The organism is Nitrospirillum guaranorum (assembly GCF_034653275.1).
GTDB lineage: Bacteria > Pseudomonadota > Alphaproteobacteria > Azospirillales > Azospirillaceae > Nitrospirillum.
The window spans coordinates 1,506,709-1,521,688 of the sequence record NZ_JAYEES010000004.1 but is presented as its reverse complement, the minus strand read 5'-3'; the positions used below and the strand labels follow the sequence as shown (position 1 = coordinate 1,521,688).

Genomic DNA, 14,980 nt, shown 5'->3' with positions numbered 1-14,980 from the left:
GGGCATCTGATCGTGATCGATCAAATGCCCCCCTCAAACGGCGGGCGCAGTCGGGTCCTAAGCGGCATGAGATTCCTCTCATGCCGCTGCCCTCAGTTCAGGCTGGCGAAGCCGCGGCCGTCGCTCGCCAGGCGCTCCAGCAACGGGGCGGGTCGCCACTGCTTGGCGTCCGTCGCCAGGTGGAACCGGGTGATGGCGTCCAGGACGGTGCCCAGGCCCACCTGGTCGGCCCAGAACAGGGGGCCGCCGCGCCAGGCGGGGAAGCCGTAGCCGTGGACCCAGATCATGTCGACGTCCAGGGCGCGGGCGGCCACGCCCTCCTCCAGGATCTTCGCGGCCTCGTTCACCATGACGTACAGGCAGCGCTCCAGGATTTCCTGGTCGCCGACGGGGCGCGGGGTGATGCCCTTGGCGGCACGGTCCTGGGCGATCAGGTCGGCCGTGACCGGGTCGGGCAGGGGCGCGCGGCTGCCGGCCTCATAGCGATAGATGCCGGCGCCCGTCTTCTGGCCATGGCGGCCTTGCTCCGCCAGGCGGTCCAGCCAGCCGGGGGGCGGGGTGTCGGGGTCGCCGGCCTTGCGCCGCTCTTCCCGGATGCGCCACCCCACGTCCAGCCCGGCCAGGTCCCCCATGGCGAAGGGGCCCATGGGGAAGCCGAAGTCCACCAGCACGCGGTCCACCTGGTCCGGCGCCGCCCCCTCGTCCACCAGGGCCGTGGCCTCGCGCGCCCGCTGGTGCAGCATGCGGTTGCCGACGAAGCCGTAGCAGACGCCCACGGCCACGCCCACCTTGCCGATGCGCCGCGCCACGTCCATGGCGGTCGCCAGCACGTCGGGCGCCGTCTCCCGGCCCCGCACCACCTCCAGCAGGCGCATGACGTTGGCCGGGCTGAAGAAATGTAGGCCGGCCACGTCCTGCGGCCGGCCGGTCACGGCGGCGATGGCGTCGACGTCCAGGGTGCTGGTATTGGTGGCCAGGATGGCGCCCGGCCGGCATACCTGGTCCAGCCGGGTGAAGACCTGTTTCTTCAGGTCCATAGACTCGAACACCGCCTCGATCACCAGGTCGGCGTCGGTCAGGTCGTCGTACGCCAAACTGGGACGGATCAGGCTGAGGCGCGCGTCCGCCTCCTCCTGGCTCAGCTTGCCCTTGGACACGCTGGCCTGGTAGTTGCGGCGGATGGTGGCCAGGCCCTTCTCCAGCGCCTGCTCGGTCGTGTCCAGCAGCACGGTGGGGATGTGCGCGTTGGCGAAGCACATGGCGATGCCGCCGCCCATGGTGCCGGCGCCGATGACGGCCGCGCGCCGCACCGGGCGGGGGGCCACGTCGGGCGCCAGGCCCGGCACCTTGGCCACGGCCCGCTCGGCGAAGAAGGAATGGATCAGGCCGGCCCGCTGCGGGCTGTCCATGCAGGCCTGGAACAGCTCCCGCTCCCGCTTCAGCCCCTCGGCCAGGGGCAGGGTGGTGGCCGCCTCCACCGCGTCGACGCAGCGGTGAGGGGCGAACAGGTGGGGGGATTTCCGGGCCAGGTCCGCGCGGGTGGCCGAAAACAGCAGGGGGCTGACGGCGGCGATGCGGTCGCCGCGCGCGCCGGTGCGCCGGGGCATCAGGCCCTTGGCCCGCACCCGCTTGGCATAAGCCAGGCCGGCGGCCAGGGGATCGGTCTCCGCCGCCACCCAATCGACCAGCCCGATGTCCAGGGCGGTGGCCGCCGCGACGGGCTCGCCGCCCACGATCATCTCCAGCGCCTTGGCCGGGCCCACCAGGCGGGGTAGGCGCTGCGTCCCCCCGGCGCCCGGCAGCAGGCCCAGTTTCACCTCCGGCAGGCCCAGCCTGGTTCCTGGCAGCGCCACCCGGAAATGACAGCCCAGCGCCACCTCCAGCCCGCCGCCCAGGGCGGTGCCGTGCAGCACGGCGATGACCGGCTTGGGGCTGGCCTCCAGCGCCGCCACCACGTCGGGCAGGAAGGGGACCAGCGGCGCCTGGCCGAATTCCCGGATATCGGCGCCGGCCATGAAGGTGCGGCCGGCCCCCAGCAGGACCAGCAGGTCGGCCTCCCCATCCGCCTGGCCCAGGGCCAGGGCGCGCAGCACCCCCGCCCGCACGGCCTGGCCCAGCGCGTTCACGGGCGGCTGGTTAACGGTGATGATCCCCGTGCGCCCCTGGCGCTCATAGCGCACGGGGGTGCGGTCGGTGGCGATGCCGCTGGCGTCCATGGAATGTCCCTCTCCCGAGAATGGCGCCTGGTTGGGCCGGCGCCCTTAGGGAAGCGACAGTATCAAAGCGCCCAAATGGCGCAACATTTGCGGAATATGATTCCGCAATGCGGAATTTATGGTGCGCGGCGCGGGATCAGGTGGGGCTGGGAACGAATTTGGCGGGGCCTGCCGGGGGTCCGTTCGTCCCGGCCTTGAGGGTCACGGGCTGCTGTGGCGCGGGCTGCTGTGGCGCGGGTTGAGGGGACGTTGGTTGAGAGGGTGGGGTGTCGTCCTGCCATGCCACCCAGAAACGGACGGTGGTCCGCCGCCGCGTCTCGGCCCGCTTGTTCATCAGGGTCAGGGTCAGGACTCGGCGGCCCGCTTGCAGGGTGCCGCTGTACTCGCTGCCCGTGTACATGCTGTCGGCGATGAAGGTGGCGACCCCGTCCCCGCAGACATAGCGGGCGCATTCGCCCATGGGCGCCCCGTCTTGCGAGATGCCGCAATAGACGGCGACAACCTGCGCGGTGCCAGGCAGGTCCACCAGCAGGTTTTCCTCCCCACCCCGGCGGATGGCCGTCCGCGTCTGCGCTTCCGTCACCCGTACGCCGGGGGCGCCCAGGTCCCGAGCCATGCGGTTCCGCCCCTGATAGTCGTTCCAGGCTTGGCAGAAGGGATAGTCCACCGGATTGTCCCCCGGAAATAACCGGGATTGGTGCGCAGGCCCGCCTGCCGCCACCATGGGTCCGGTATGGACGCGGTCAGCAGTCCATAGACCAGGCTGACGGAAAGGACGGCCGAGATCAGGGACACCAGCAGCCGGCTCATGAGCGCGAGGGGCAGTGGCATCTGGGCCTCCAGCGATATGTTCACGGCCATGGCGTTTGCCCTTCCCTATTTTGTATGCAATGTAGAAGAAATAAGCGCGACCCATTCAGGCGGTGCGAGGCGGTGGTGGGGCAGGATTTAAGGCGCGTCAGCGGTTTCGTCGCGCCAGGCCACCCAGAAGTGGCCGGTGACCCCCTCGGGATCGCGGGAGCGTGTGGACATGGCCAAGGTCAGCACACGGCCCTTGGCATAGGCGCTGTCGTCCACGAAGGCCGCGACGCCGGTGCCGCAGCCGCCGCGGGAACACTCCTCAACGGCCGCTTTCGTGGCGCCCAGCCGGGTGATGCCGCAATAAATGGCGGTCACCTTGGCCGTGCGGGGCAGCAGGATGGAGAGATCCTGCTCCGCCCCCTGTCGTACCACTCCTCGCGTGATGACCTCGGCCACGTGGACGCCCGGCCCGCGCAGGTCACGGGCCAGGCGGCTCCGTCCCTGGTAATCGGTCCAGGCCTGGCAGACGGGATAATCCGGCAGGTTGATCCCCCGGAACTGGCCGGGATAGCTGTGCAGCCCCGCCCGTATCCACCACGGGTTGGGCACCAGCACCGACATTATGCCATAGCAGACGGTGAAGGCCAGGGTGATCACGGCCAGCGACACCAGCAGCCGGCCCCGGTCCAGGAACCGCAGCAGCACCAGGTTCTCCAGCCGGCGGCTGGCGATGGCCAGGATGCAAGAGGCGATGTCGCGGCGATAGCGGTGGAGGGCGGCCTCCGGCCCCAGGGCCGCCAGGGCGTTGGCGTAGGATTCCTCCAAATCGCCCATGCGGTCCTCCACCTCATCGGGGGTGGCCACCAGCATCAGGCAGAGGCGGGGAAACAGGGGCAGGGCGGTTGGGATGACGACGGCGTTACAGGTTTCGGACGGCGTCATCATGGCTCAGGCCCCCTTGCCCGCCAGATCCAGGCCGTATTCCAACTCGTGTCGGGTGTTGACGGCATGGTCCAGGGCCTGGCGGCCGTCGCCGGTCAGCTTGAAATAGCGCTTGGCCCGGCCGCCGCGCTTCTGCGTCGGCTCACCCAGGTAGGACTCCAGCAATTCCTTGGCCGCCAACCGATCCAGCGTGGTGTAGACGGCGCCCAGGGTATGCTCCCGCCGCGTGCGGCGGCTCAGCTCATCCCGGATGGCCACGCCATAGGCGCCGTCGCCCAGCGCCAGGATGACCATCATCACCGCCTGTTCCAGGGTGCCCAGCGTGTTCCTGCCCATCCCGTGCCCGCTCTATGCGTTATTTCTTCTACAATGTATATTTGGTGGCGCGGGCCGTCAATGGGGTACCGGCACCGGGGTCAAACCGCGCGGCCGACCAGGGCGACACGGTTGGCCAGCTCCACCAGGCGGGGGCCCAGCTCCCTTTCCAGCCGCTCGGGCGTCAGAATGTAGGACGGGCCGCCGCAGTTGAACGCCAGGGGCGGCTGGCCCTGCTGGGCGGGGCGCAAGGGCACGGCGACGGAATTCACGCCCTGCACCCATTCGCCCACGTTCAGGCAAAAGCCGCGCGCCCGGATTTCATCGGCGGAGCGTCGGATGCCCCGCTCCACCATGGGCCAGAACTCTTCGCCCGCCCGTTGGCGCAGGCGTTCCATCAGCGGGGCGCGGGCGGTTTCATCCAGAGCCGCCAGATAGGCGCGGCCGATGCTGGACCGGCCCAGCGACAGGCGCGAGCCCACGTCCTGTTGCAGGCTGACCATGCCGGGCGCCCGGGCGCAGGCGATGTAGACCATGCTGAGGTCGTCGCGGCCGGCCAGGGCGGTCAGCACGCCGTCGCCGGCGTGGTCGGCCAGGGCCTGCAGATAGGGCTGCGCCGTTTCCCGTATCTTCAGGCCGCCCAGGCAGGCGTAGCCCAGGCCCAGCACGGCGACACCCATGCGGTACTTGCCGCTGTCGGGCAGGTAATCCAGGTAGCCCAGCTTGGCCAGGGTATAGGTCAGGCGCGACACCGTGGCCTTGGGCAGGCCGCAGCGCTGGGCCAGGTCGGCATTGCCCAGGGGGCCGTCGGTGGGCTCGAAACAGCGCAGGATGTCCAGGCCGCGCGACAGCGCCGTGACGAACTGCCGGTCACCACCGGCCTCATCGCCCATCTCCTCCATGACCGAACCGCCGCGCTTCTTCAAAGGCATTCCTCCTGTGGGCGCGGGGGGCGCCTCCAGGACTGATTATACGTCTCCAGGGCCCGAGGAAACGGCGAACGACTTTTCGATGAAGCGGAAATAGCGGTGCAGCGCGCCCGTAAAAAAAGCGATCAGCAGCAGCGCACGGATGCTTTCCCAGGATGCCGGCGGCATGCCCAGCCAAGCCAGGACGCCACGGCCACCGATTGTGGGGCCCAGTCCCCAGGCGTCCGCCAGGTTCAGGACCAGCAGGATGCCGATAACGGGCATGAGCAGGACGATGAAGGCCCGTCCCTTCCTCACGCGCGCCATGGCGCCGGGTGACAACGCGGCATCGTGCATGCTGGGCGGCCCGCAATTGGCGCGCCGCCATTGATCGCCGGTCACGCAGGCCGCAGTGTCCGATGACGACGCTGTCATTGCAACCGTAAGAAGAGATACTATGCGACGGGTCAGGGCCCGAGGGCGGGGCTTGTGACGGGCCTCGGGGGTCAGGCTTCTTCCTTGAGTTCCACGCCCAGGCTGGCCAGCGCCTTCCAGTAGCCGGGGTAGGTTTTGGCGACGCAACCGGGATCCAGGATGGTGATGTCGCGGATCTTCAGGCCGGCCAGGGCGAAGCTCATGGCGATGCGGTGGTCGGCGTAGGTTTCGACGCGGGTGGGCAGGCTCTGGCCCGCTAGGCCGGGGTCGCTGGCCACCAGCAGGTCGTCGCCCTGCTCGACCGCCAGTCCGGGGCGGACGCGCGACAGTTCCGTCGCCAATGCTGCCACGCGGTCGCATTCCTTCACCCGCAGGTTGGCGATGCCGGTGAAGCGCACGGGCGTGGTGTTGAACGCCGCCAGCACCGCCAGGGTGGGGATGGCGTCCTGCATCTGCGAGCCGTCGATGACCGCCGGCAGGTCGGGGAACAGGCGGATGAAATCGTAGGCGCGGGCGTCCGGCTGGGTGAAGGCGGTGGCCGGGGTGCCCAGGTCGATGGCCCCGCCGGTCAGGGCCTCGGCGGCCCACAGGTAGGTGGCGGCGGAGGCATCGGGCTCGACCGCGAAATCGGCCGCGCGATAGCCGGTGGCGGCCACGGTCCAGACGGTGTCGCTGGGGTGGCTGACCTCCGCGCCGAAGGCGGCCATGGCGGCGGTGGTCAGGTCGACATAGCCCTTGGCGCCGATGTCGGCGCCGGTCAGCACCACGTCCGTGGGCCGGGAGCCCAAGGCCCCCATCATCAGCAGGGCGGAGACGTACTGGCTGGACAGCCCGCCGTCGATCTCCACCCTGCCGCCGGCGAATCCGCCGGCATGGCCGCGCACGGTGACGGGCGGGCAGCCGGTGGGGGCGTCGATGGCGATGCCCAGGGTCTTCAGGGCGGCGACCAGGGGGGCGATGGGGCGCTTGCGCATGTGCGCGTCGCCGTCCACCACCACCGTGCCGTCCACGGCGGCCGCGACCGCCGCCGTCAGGAAGCGGGTGGCGGTACCGGCGTTGCCCAGGAACAGGGGCTGGGCCGGCGCCTTCAGGTGGCCGGTGCCGTGGACGACGAAGGTGGTCTCGTCCGGCTCATCCACCGCGACACCCATGTCGCGCAGGGCCTGGGCCATGTAGCGGGTGTCGTCGCTTTTCAGGGCCCCGGTCAACCGGCTGGTGCCGGCCGCCAGGCCGGCCAGCAGCAGGGCGCGGTTGGTGATGGACTTGGAGCCCGGCGGCGCCACCGGGCCCTTCAGCGGCCCCTGCGGCGGAATGATCCTGACTGCCGTATCCGAACCCATCACCGTAGTCCCTGTTGTCATTGCGCGTAAGCCGCTGGCGTGATTTTCACGCCAGCGGTAGCCCGCGACTGCGGGCGCCGGAGCGAGCACCGCAGGGCGCAGCGAGGAAGCCAAGGCCGCGGATGCGGCCGCCCGGCGCTTGAGGGAATTACCCTTGAAAAGGATCCCGCATGAGAATCGTGTCGTCGCGCTCGGGGCTGGTGGACAGCAGGGTCACCGGCGCCTCGATCAGTTCCTCGATGCGGCGGATGTACTTGATGGCCGTGGCCGGCAGATCGGCCCAGGAGCGGGCGCCGTAGGTGCTCTCGGTCCAGCCCTGGAAGGTCTCGTAGATGGGCTCCACCTCGGCCTGGGCGGTCTGGCCGGCGGGCAGGTGGTGGATGACCTCCCCCTTGTAGCGATAGCCGGTGCAGACCTTCAGCTCCTCGATGCCGTCCAGCACGTCCAGCTTGGTCAAGGCGATGCCGTCGATGCCGCCCACCTTCACCGCCTGGCGCACCAGCACGGCGTCGAACCAGCCGCAGCGGCGCTTGCGGCCGGTGACCACGCCGAATTCCTTGCCCTTGGCGCCGATCAGCTCGCCGATGTCGTCGAACAGCTCGGTGGGGAAGGGGCCGGAACCGACGCGGGTGGTGTAGGCCTTGGTGATGCCCAGCACGTGACCGACGGCGCCGGGGCCCATGCCGCTGCCGGCGGCGGCATTGCCCGACACGGTGTTGGAGGAGGTCACGAAGGGATAGGTGCCGTGGTCCACGTCCAGCATGGCGCCCTGGGCGCCCTCGAACAAGATGCGCTTGCCCTGGGCGCGGGCCTCTTCCAGGCGCTGCCAGACGACGGCGCTGTAGGGCAGGATGCGCGGGGCGATCTCCCGCAGCTGGGCCAGCAGCTCGGCGCGGTCGATCTCCGGCGCGTTCAGGCCGCGCAGCAGGGCGTTGTGGTGGAACAGCAACTGGTCGACCTTGTGCTCCAGCACGGCCTCGTCGGCCAGATCGCACAGGCGGATGGCGCGGCGGGCCACCTTGTCCTCATAGGCCGGGCCGATGCCGCGGCCGGTGGTGCCGATCTTGCCGGCGCCGCGCGCCTCCTCGCGGGCCTTGTCCACCGCGCTGTGCAGCGGCAGGATCAGGGTGGCGTTCTCGGCCACGATCAGGCTTTCCGGGGTGATCTGCACGCCCTGGGCGGCGATGTTCTCGATCTCGCGCAGCAGGGCCCAGGGGTCGACCACCACGCCGTTGCCGATGACCGACAGCTTGCCCGGGCGCACCACGCCCGAGGGCAGCAGCGACAGCTTGTAGGTGACGCCGTTGATGACCAGCGTGTGGCCGGCGTTGTGGCCGCCCTGGAAACGGACGATGACGTCGGCGCGGCTGGACAGCCAGTCGACGATCTTGCCCTTGCCCTCGTCACCCCACTGCGAGCCGACGACCGCGACATTGGCCATGATGCTTCTCCCTCTAAACGGCGCTCAATAGCAGGCGCGGGGCGGTGCTACGGCACCCCGCAGGATTTTTCAAACAGGTGGACGCTCAGACCTCGACGGTCCAGCCGTCCCGCAGCAGGTGGCTGCAGCCCAGGCGCTTGGCTTCCGCCGCGTCGTCCGCCAGCGGCTCCAGCGCCGCCACGGTGTCCCAGCCCTTCTCGCGCAGGCGCTGGGCCTGGGTCGCCGGGGTGCCATGGGGCAGCAGCAGGCGACGGGCGGGCGCCGGGCCGGGCACGGCCTCGATGACCGTGTCGGTGAACAGGGTGAAGCCGGTGGCGGGCTCACCCGACAGGGTGCGATAGCGGCCGCCGCGCCCGATCTCGCCGCGCACGCCGCGGGCGAAGACGGTGAAGCTGACACCGGTCTGGTATTCGAACCCGCGCTGTTCCACAGGGTCGATGGTGATCTGCACATGGGGGGCGGCGCTGACGATCAGGTCCACCACGGTGGCCAGGCGCTGGCGCTCCGGCTCCGCTTCCGCCGGCAGGGCCACGGCGGCCAGCGCCTCCACGGCCGCGGGCGCGTTGCCGCAGCAGGCCATGACCCGGCCCAGCAGCTCGGCGGCGGCCCCGCCGATGGCGGCCAGGCCGGCGGCGTCGCGATGGTCCAAGGCTTCCCGCGCGGCGCGCTGCGTCGCCTCATCCAGGTTCAGGGAACGGAACAGCGCCGGCACCAGGGTGGGCACCGTCAGGTCCACGGTCAGGCCCTCGGCGCCCAGGTTGGTCAGGGCCTCCATGGCCAGCAGCACGACCTCGGCATCGGCCTCGGCGCGCAGGCTGCCGATCAGCTCCACGCCCACCTGGCCGAACTGGCGCTCATGGCGCAGCTGCGAGCCCTTCACGCGCAGGACCTGGCCGGCATAGGACAGGCGCAGGGGGCGGGGGGCGTTGGCCAGGCGGGTCTGGGCGATGCGGGCGACCTGCAGCGTCATGTCAGCGCGCAGGCCCATCATGCGCTGGGACACCGGGTCCATCAGGCGGAAGGTCTGGTGCGCCAGCTTGGCGCCCGGGCCGGCCAGCAGGCCCTCTTCGAACTCGATCAGCGGCGGTTTGACCCGGTCATACCCATGGCGGCCGAAATCCGCCATCAGCTGTTCCACGATGCGGGCCTCATGCTGGGCGGCGGGCGGCAAAAGATCGCGCAAGCCGGCCGGCAGCAGGGCCTTGGCCGCAATGGCCTCGTCGGCGCTGTCAGTCATAATGCAGAAGGGTCCCGGGCGTCGAAAGGGCGACAGTGCCCGTTACGGGTCTTTAATCGCTGGCCGGCGCGCACGCAATTGTTTAAGCCCCGCGCCCGCCGGGGAGGGGGCATGTGTGATGTTTGCTTCAGGCGCCAGCGGGACCATCCGGTCCCTCGGCTTCCTCGCATTCCAGTACGCTGACGCTCCTCGGAATGCTGCGGCGGCCGCAGTCGCGGCCTTGTCGCTGCGCTCCAGGGAACTTCAGTTGATGAGCTGGATCAGGAGACCCGCACGTTCTTGAACTGCCAGGCGTCCTCGCGGTCCAGGTCCTCGGGGAACAGGGTCTCGCGGCCGTCCAAGGGGGTCCAGTCGGTGTAGACGCCGACCACGGGCCCCAGGTAGGGCGTGGCGATTTCCATGACCCGCTCGAACGAGACCTCATCGGCTTCGACGGGGCCCTGTGTGGGGTTCTCCAGGGCCCAGACCATGCCGCCCAGGACGGTGGCGCAGACCTGCAGGCTGGTGGCGTTGTTGTAGGGCACCAGCTCGCGCGCCTCGGCCACGGTCAGCTGCGAGCCGTACCAGTAGGCGCCTTTCTCGTGGCCGCACAGCAGGACGCCCAGCTCGTCGATGCCGTCGACGATCTCGGTCATCAGCAGACGCTGCCTCTCCTGCTGCACATAGCCCTTGCCCACGAACTCGTGGATCGAGGTGATGGCGTCGTCGCAGGGGTGGTAGGCGTAGTGGCAGGTCGGGCGGTAGGCCACGCTGCCATCCTCGTTCCGCGCCGTGAAATAGTCGGCGATGGAAATGGCCTCGTTGTGCGTGACCAGGAAGCCGTGGAAGGGGCCTTCCATGGGGGTCCAGGTGCGCACCTTGGTGCTGATGCCCGGGCGGTTCAGGAAGATGGCCGCCTGGCTGCCGAAGTCATGGCGCTGACCGTCGACGGGGAAGTGGCGCTCATGCGTCCCCCAGCCCAACTCCGCCGGCTGGCAGCCTTCGCTGACGAAGCCGTCGATGGACCAGGTGTTGACGAACTCGCCCCGCTCGCGCGGGCGGTCGGCCACCTGGGTATCGCGCTCGGCCACGTGCACGGTCTTGATGTTCAGGCGCTGCGCCAGCCGGGCCCAGCCATCGCGCGTGGTGGGCACGGCCACGTCCAGGCCGTTGTCCTGGGCGATGTTCAGCAGCGCCTGCTTCATGAAGTGCGACACCAGCCCAGGGTTGGCGCCGTGGGTCAGCACGGCGGTGGGGCCGCCGGGATAACGGGTCTTCAGCTCCAGCGCCGCCTCGCGCAAGGCGTAGTTGCTGCGCAGCGACGGCGTCAGGCTGGGATCGGTGTAGCCGCCCACCCAGGGTTCGATGCAGGTGTCGAGGTAGAAGGCGCCGGCCTCCTGGCACAGCTCCACCAGCGCCAGGGAGGAGACGTCGACCGACAGGTTCAGCACGAAGTCGCCCTTGCGCAGCAGGGGCACCAGGATGTCGCGGTGGTTGTCGCGGGTCAGCGGGCGGATCTGGAAATCCACCTGGTAGTGCGCCGCCTCGTCCCGGCCGCGCGCGTCGGCCGTGATGATGGTGATGCGCTCGGCGGTGATGTCCAGGTGCCTCAGCACCAGGGGAAGCACGCCTTGGCCGATACTGCCGAAACCGATGATATAAAGTCGCCCGGGGATGGCGGCATGTTTCACGGAATGGGACATCATAAACTCTCCGGGCTTTACCAACGGTTGACCGACCGTCTGTTGCTGTCGCGAATTCGCCGGCGTTCCTTCACGGGCGCCGGCCCCTCTGTTGAATTAAGAGCGCCGTGTTTGCCTCAAGCGATGCGGCGACGCAATATGCCGTATCGCGAATTCCGCCGAACCGGGGCGGGGACCAGGCCTGCGGTCGCCACCAGCGGGGCGTCGCGGACCTCCACCAGGCGGGCCTGGTCGAAGCCGTTGAAGGCCGTACGCAAGGCGGCGCCGTAGGCGCCCAACTGCCCGATCTCGATCCAGTCGCCCTCGCGGATGTCGGCGGGCAGCAGGAAGGGACCGCGCATGTAATCGGCGCTGTCGCAGGTGGGGCCCCAGAAGCTGAACTCCTGCAGCGCCTCGGCCTGCGTCGGGCGAATCAGGCGCACGGGGAACCGCATGCCCAGGGCGCCGGCGTCGGCCAGGCTGCCATACGCGCCGTCATTGATGAAAAGCTCCGAGCCCCGGCGGCGTTCCACCTGGACGACGACCGAGGCGCCGGTGGCGACCAGGGCGCGGCCCGGCTCGCACCACACCTGCACGTTGGGCGCCAGGTCCATGGCCACCAGGCCGTCGCGGATGGCGGCCATGTAGTCGGCCAGCGGGGGCGGGTCCATGTCCGGGTAGCGGGCGGGGAAGCCGCCGCCCACGTCCACCACGTCGATGGCGACGCCGGCGGCCTTCACCACGGCGTCGGCGATGGCCAGCGCGCGGGTGTAGGCCCGCGGGTCCATGCACTGGGAACCGACGTGGAAGCAGACGCCCACGCGCATGGCCAGCGGCCGGGCGGCGCGCAGCAGGGCCACCGCCTCGTCGAAGGCGGCGCCGAACTTGGCCGACAGGTCATAGGCGGCCTGGCCCTTGGGCATGCCCAGCCGAATCATCAGGCCCAGGTCCGCCGCCACGGGGTCCAGGCGGGCGTCCACGCCGTCACCGCCGGGCGCGCCCCCCGTGGAGCCTCCCTCGGCCACCACCTCGACGATCTTGGCCAGCTCATCGGCCGAATTGAGCGAGAAGTCGCGCACCGACTGCTCGAAATAGGCAGACCGGATGGCGGCGCGGTTCTTCACCGGATGCATGTAGTGCACGGCGGCCGACGGGTACATCTGGCGCGCCAGGCGGATCTCGGCGGGGGAGGCGCAGTCGAAATGGCGCAGACCACCCTCGGTCAGGGCGCGCAGCATGGTGGGGTCGGGGTTGCACTTCACCGCGTACATGACGGTGCCGCGCCCGCCGTCGCCCAGGGCCTGTTCCACCGCGTTGTGGAAGGCGGCGATGAATTCACGCGCGTTCGCGGCAACCTGACGGGGGCGCAGGCAGTGCATCGGCTCCGCCGGGGCCAGGCTGGCGACCAGGCTGTCCACGGTGGGGGCGGGCGTGGGAATGGCGGAAGCGCGGGCCTGCGCACGCACGCGGCGCAGGGGGGAAACGGCGGAACGGAAACGATAGGCCATAGCAATACCCCTGTCCGGCCCTGTCGTCGCCCTCAGGCGTACGGGGGAGCCGGCTTCATTCGGCTGAACCAGGGATCGCGCAGGGACACGGGCATGGCGGTGGCGCCAGGGGCCGTTCAACGTCAGCGATCGGTGGGAAGGGGAATGATCTGGTCTAGCGCCGTGATTGCCGGGCCATCGGGTCGATCCGTCGACCTTAAGACCTCAAAGCGTCAACAGACGCGTCAGGACCAGAAGGGGCTTACCGCTTCACCGGCCGTTTTATGGTGGAAAGCATGATGTTGGTTCCCTCTCAAGGCCCGGCCCAGTCACTTCGGCCGGATCTGCTTAAAAAGGACGCCTAACGTCGTTGCTTAACCATCCAAGGGTCCGGGCCATGTTCGATGACCGGAACCCAGGGGCCAGGGGCACGTGCGGGTGCGTCGCGAACTTCGTATTTATGCGATTTGGGCGCTCAAGCAAACTTAAATTTTTGAAGGTCGGCCACCCGCTCATCTCAAGGCTGGGTAAGGAACCTGTTAAGCTTGGCCGGAGTCAGGCGGCGCCCCCGGTCGCTTGGCCCTTGGCGGCCGTCTTGGCGTGGGCCATCCAGGCCAGCAGGGCCGCGACGGTGATGGGGGCCACCACCACCCAGCTGGGGTCGGTGAAGGACAGGATGGCGCTGGCGGCCAGGGCGGCGTTGGCGGCCAGGATGGCCAGGGCCACCAGGTCGTGCCGGCCCAGGCGGCGCACGGCCTGCTGGTAGAAATGCTGGCGGTGGGCCTGCCACACCGGTTCCCGCCGCCACAGGCGCTTGGCCAGGGTCAGGGTGGCGTCGCTGAGATAGTAGAGCGGCAGGATCAGGGCCGGCAGCCACAGGCCGTCGCCCGCCGCGCGCAGCAGCAGCCAGCCGGACAGGAAGCCCAGGGGCACGCTGCCCACGTCCCCCAGGAAGACGCGGGCCGGGTGCCAGTTCCAGGCGATGAAGCCCAGCGCCACGCCGGCCAGCGCCAGGGCGTAGGAACTCATGAACCCCATCAGGCCGGCGGCGAAGTAGGCGGCGGCCAGGCCCAGGCCCAGGCACAGCGTTTCCACCGCGCTGATGCCGTCGATGCCGTCCATGAAATTGAACAGGTTGACGAACCACACCCAGACCAGGCCCGCCACCAGCCGGTCCAACCAGTGCGGCAGCCAGCCCTGGAACACCAGCGCCTCCGCCGGCAAGGCCGACAGGCCCACGGCCACGGCCAGCACCTGGGCCAGCAGGCGCCAGCCGGGCGGCACGCCGCCCAGGTCATCAGCCCAGGAAATGACGGCCAGGGCCAGCGCGGCGGCGATGGTGGGCCACAGCGTGTCCATGTCCCCCGCCACCATGCCGGTCACGGCCCAGGCGCCCAGCAGGGCCGGCACGACACCCAGCCCGCCGCCGCGCGGCGTGGGCAGGCTGTGGCTGGAACGCTCGTTGGGCCGATCCATGACTTGGCGGCGCTTAAGCCACCAGGTGGCCGCCCCCACCAGGCCAAGCGCCAGCAGGAAGGGCAGGAACAGGCAGAGGAAGGGGGTCAGGATGGACATGGGGCCTGTTGTAAGCGACTCGGAATGGCTTCACAAGGCCGGGCGCGGGTGGCGCGCTGTCATGCGGCCACCTATCGTGCGGCCAGCGGTCACGACGCCTTGCGCCACACGGAATAGGCCACCGTGCCGTCGCCCGAGGCGCTGGCCGGCACGCCATAGCTCAGCAGCCCGCCGTCATAGGTGTAGTCGCGCACCTGGCGCTTGCCTTCCCAATTTGGGAACGACGCCGCCTGCACGTCGAACACCAGCTGGTGGTGTTCCCGGTCGATATGGACGGTGCCGAAGTGGGTGCTGGAGCCCAGGACGGCCTGCCGATACTCCTCCGCCGTGCCCTGGGCCTTCACGCCGCTGGCGAAGGCGGGCCGGCCCACCTTGAAAATCTGCATGTTGTAGCGCCCGGCCGAATCGACGGTCAGCAGGCCCAGCGGGTGCTCGCCATAGTTGGTCGTGCGGCTGCCGTCGGCATGAATCTCATAGGCGGCGTCCATCACCCAGGTGCCCTCCAGCGAAGCCAGGTCGGCGGCCCGGGCGGAACCCACGGAGGCGGCCAGCAGGGCCAGGACGGGCAGCATCTTGTCGCAACGCATGGGATGGTTCCTCGCTTGTGTAACCTGTCTATCAG

General features: G+C 69.7%; 13 protein-coding genes. All 13 read right to left on the bottom strand.

Annotated elements, in window-relative coordinates; translation table 11 throughout:
* Positions 1 to 92 precede the first annotated feature (92 nt).
* The 13 genes from UAJ10_RS28440 to UAJ10_RS28380 all read right to left on the bottom strand — a co-directional run bounded on the left by UAJ10_RS28440 (position 93) and on the right by UAJ10_RS28380 (position 14,945).
* Complete coding sequence (locus UAJ10_RS28440; RefSeq protein ID WP_322918751.1) at positions 93 to 2,216, bottom strand: 3-hydroxyacyl-CoA dehydrogenase NAD-binding domain-containing protein; 2,124 nt, start codon at positions 2,214 to 2,216, stop codon at positions 93 to 95.
* A 136-nt stretch (positions 2,217 to 2,352) separates the two neighbouring features.
* Positions 2,353 to 2,832, bottom strand: a complete 480-nt coding sequence (locus UAJ10_RS28435; RefSeq protein ID WP_322918750.1) for a hypothetical protein — start codon at positions 2,830 to 2,832, stop codon at positions 2,353 to 2,355.
* A gap of 332 nt (positions 2,833 to 3,164) precedes the next feature.
* Positions 3,165 to 3,962, bottom strand: a complete 798-nt coding sequence (locus UAJ10_RS28430; RefSeq protein WP_322918749.1) for a hypothetical protein — start codon at positions 3,960 to 3,962, stop codon at positions 3,165 to 3,167.
* Between the two features lie 3 nt (positions 3,963 to 3,965).
* The gene (locus UAJ10_RS28425) at positions 3,966 to 4,295 is read right to left on the bottom strand and encodes a PadR family transcriptional regulator (protein ID WP_322918748.1); all 330 of its coding nucleotides are present in this window, start codon (positions 4,293 to 4,295) and stop codon (positions 3,966 to 3,968) included.
* Positions 4,296 to 4,375: 80 nt separating this feature from the next.
* On the bottom strand, positions 4,376 to 5,206 hold the full coding sequence (locus UAJ10_RS28420; RefSeq protein WP_322918747.1) for an IclR family transcriptional regulator: 831 nt from the start codon (positions 5,204 to 5,206) through the stop codon (positions 4,376 to 4,378).
* Between the two features lie 36 nt (positions 5,207 to 5,242).
* Positions 5,243 to 5,539: a hypothetical protein gene (locus tag UAJ10_RS28415; RefSeq protein WP_322918746.1), complete on the bottom strand. Its 297-nt coding sequence runs from the start codon at positions 5,537 to 5,539 to the stop codon at positions 5,243 to 5,245.
* 149 nt (positions 5,540 to 5,688) lie between these two features.
* On the bottom strand, positions 5,689 to 6,957 hold the full coding sequence (locus UAJ10_RS28410) for a 3-phosphoshikimate 1-carboxyvinyltransferase (RefSeq protein WP_322918745.1): 1,269 nt from the start codon (positions 6,955 to 6,957) through the stop codon (positions 5,689 to 5,691).
* A 148-nt stretch (positions 6,958 to 7,105) separates the two neighbouring features.
* Positions 7,106 to 8,398, bottom strand: a complete 1,293-nt coding sequence (locus UAJ10_RS28405; protein WP_040847901.1) for an adenylosuccinate synthase — start codon at positions 8,396 to 8,398, stop codon at positions 7,106 to 7,108.
* Between the two features lie 85 nt (positions 8,399 to 8,483).
* Positions 8,484 to 9,635: an ATP phosphoribosyltransferase regulatory subunit gene (locus tag UAJ10_RS28400; protein ID WP_322918744.1), complete on the bottom strand. Its 1,152-nt coding sequence runs from the start codon at positions 9,633 to 9,635 to the stop codon at positions 8,484 to 8,486.
* Between the two features lie 260 nt (positions 9,636 to 9,895).
* Positions 9,896 to 11,317, bottom strand: coding sequence for a homospermidine synthase (locus UAJ10_RS28395; RefSeq protein WP_322919067.1), 1,422 nt, complete (start codon positions 11,315 to 11,317; stop codon positions 9,896 to 9,898).
* A 116-nt stretch (positions 11,318 to 11,433) separates the two neighbouring features.
* Positions 11,434 to 12,804, bottom strand: coding sequence for a type III PLP-dependent enzyme (locus UAJ10_RS28390; protein WP_322918743.1), 1,371 nt, complete (start codon positions 12,802 to 12,804; stop codon positions 11,434 to 11,436).
* A 534-nt stretch (positions 12,805 to 13,338) separates the two neighbouring features.
* On the bottom strand, positions 13,339 to 14,358 hold the full coding sequence (locus UAJ10_RS28385) for an MraY family glycosyltransferase (RefSeq protein ID WP_322918742.1): 1,020 nt from the start codon (positions 14,356 to 14,358) through the stop codon (positions 13,339 to 13,341).
* A gap of 89 nt (positions 14,359 to 14,447) precedes the next feature.
* Positions 14,448 to 14,945 (bottom strand): lipocalin-like domain-containing protein, encoded by a 498-nt coding sequence (locus UAJ10_RS28380; RefSeq protein ID WP_322918741.1) that lies wholly within the window; start codon positions 14,943 to 14,945, stop codon positions 14,448 to 14,450.
* Positions 14,946 to 14,980 lie beyond the last annotated feature (35 nt).

What these genes read in the sequence shown, in the direction of transcription:
- UAJ10_RS28440 (WP_322918751.1), bottom strand. Translation starts at nt 2,216, where the DNA reads ATGGACGCCAGCGGCATCGCCACCGACCGCACCCCCGTGCGCTATGAG.
- UAJ10_RS28435 (WP_322918750.1), bottom strand. Translation starts at nt 2,832, where the DNA reads ATGGCTCGGGACCTGGGCGCCCCCGGCGTACGGGTGACGGAAGCGCAG.
- UAJ10_RS28430 (WP_322918749.1), bottom strand. Translation starts at nt 3,962, where the DNA reads ATGATGACGCCGTCCGAAACCTGTAACGCCGTCGTCATCCCAACCGCC.
- UAJ10_RS28425 (WP_322918748.1), bottom strand. Translation starts at nt 4,295, where the DNA reads ATGGGCAGGAACACGCTGGGCACCCTGGAACAGGCGGTGATGATGGTC.
- UAJ10_RS28420 (WP_322918747.1), bottom strand. Translation starts at nt 5,206, where the DNA reads ATGCCTTTGAAGAAGCGCGGCGGTTCGGTCATGGAGGAGATGGGCGAT.
- UAJ10_RS28415 (WP_322918746.1), bottom strand. Translation starts at nt 5,539, where the DNA reads ATGCACGATGCCGCGTTGTCACCCGGCGCCATGGCGCGCGTGAGGAAG.
- UAJ10_RS28410 (WP_322918745.1), bottom strand. Translation starts at nt 6,957, where the DNA reads ATGGGTTCGGATACGGCAGTCAGGATCATTCCGCCGCAGGGGCCGCTG.
- UAJ10_RS28405 (WP_040847901.1), bottom strand. Translation starts at nt 8,398, where the DNA reads ATGGCCAATGTCGCGGTCGTCGGCTCGCAGTGGGGTGACGAGGGCAAG.
- UAJ10_RS28400 (WP_322918744.1), bottom strand. Translation starts at nt 9,635, where the DNA reads ATGACTGACAGCGCCGACGAGGCCATTGCGGCCAAGGCCCTGCTGCCG.
- UAJ10_RS28395 (WP_322919067.1), bottom strand. Translation starts at nt 11,317, where the DNA reads ATGTCCCATTCCGTGAAACATGCCGCCATCCCCGGGCGACTTTATATC.
- UAJ10_RS28390 (WP_322918743.1), bottom strand. Translation starts at nt 12,804, where the DNA reads ATGGCCTATCGTTTCCGTTCCGCCGTTTCCCCCCTGCGCCGCGTGCGT.
- UAJ10_RS28385 (WP_322918742.1), bottom strand. Translation starts at nt 14,358, where the DNA reads ATGTCCATCCTGACCCCCTTCCTCTGCCTGTTCCTGCCCTTCCTGCTG.
- UAJ10_RS28380 (WP_322918741.1), bottom strand. Translation starts at nt 14,945, where the DNA reads ATGCGTTGCGACAAGATGCTGCCCGTCCTGGCCCTGCTGGCCGCCTCC.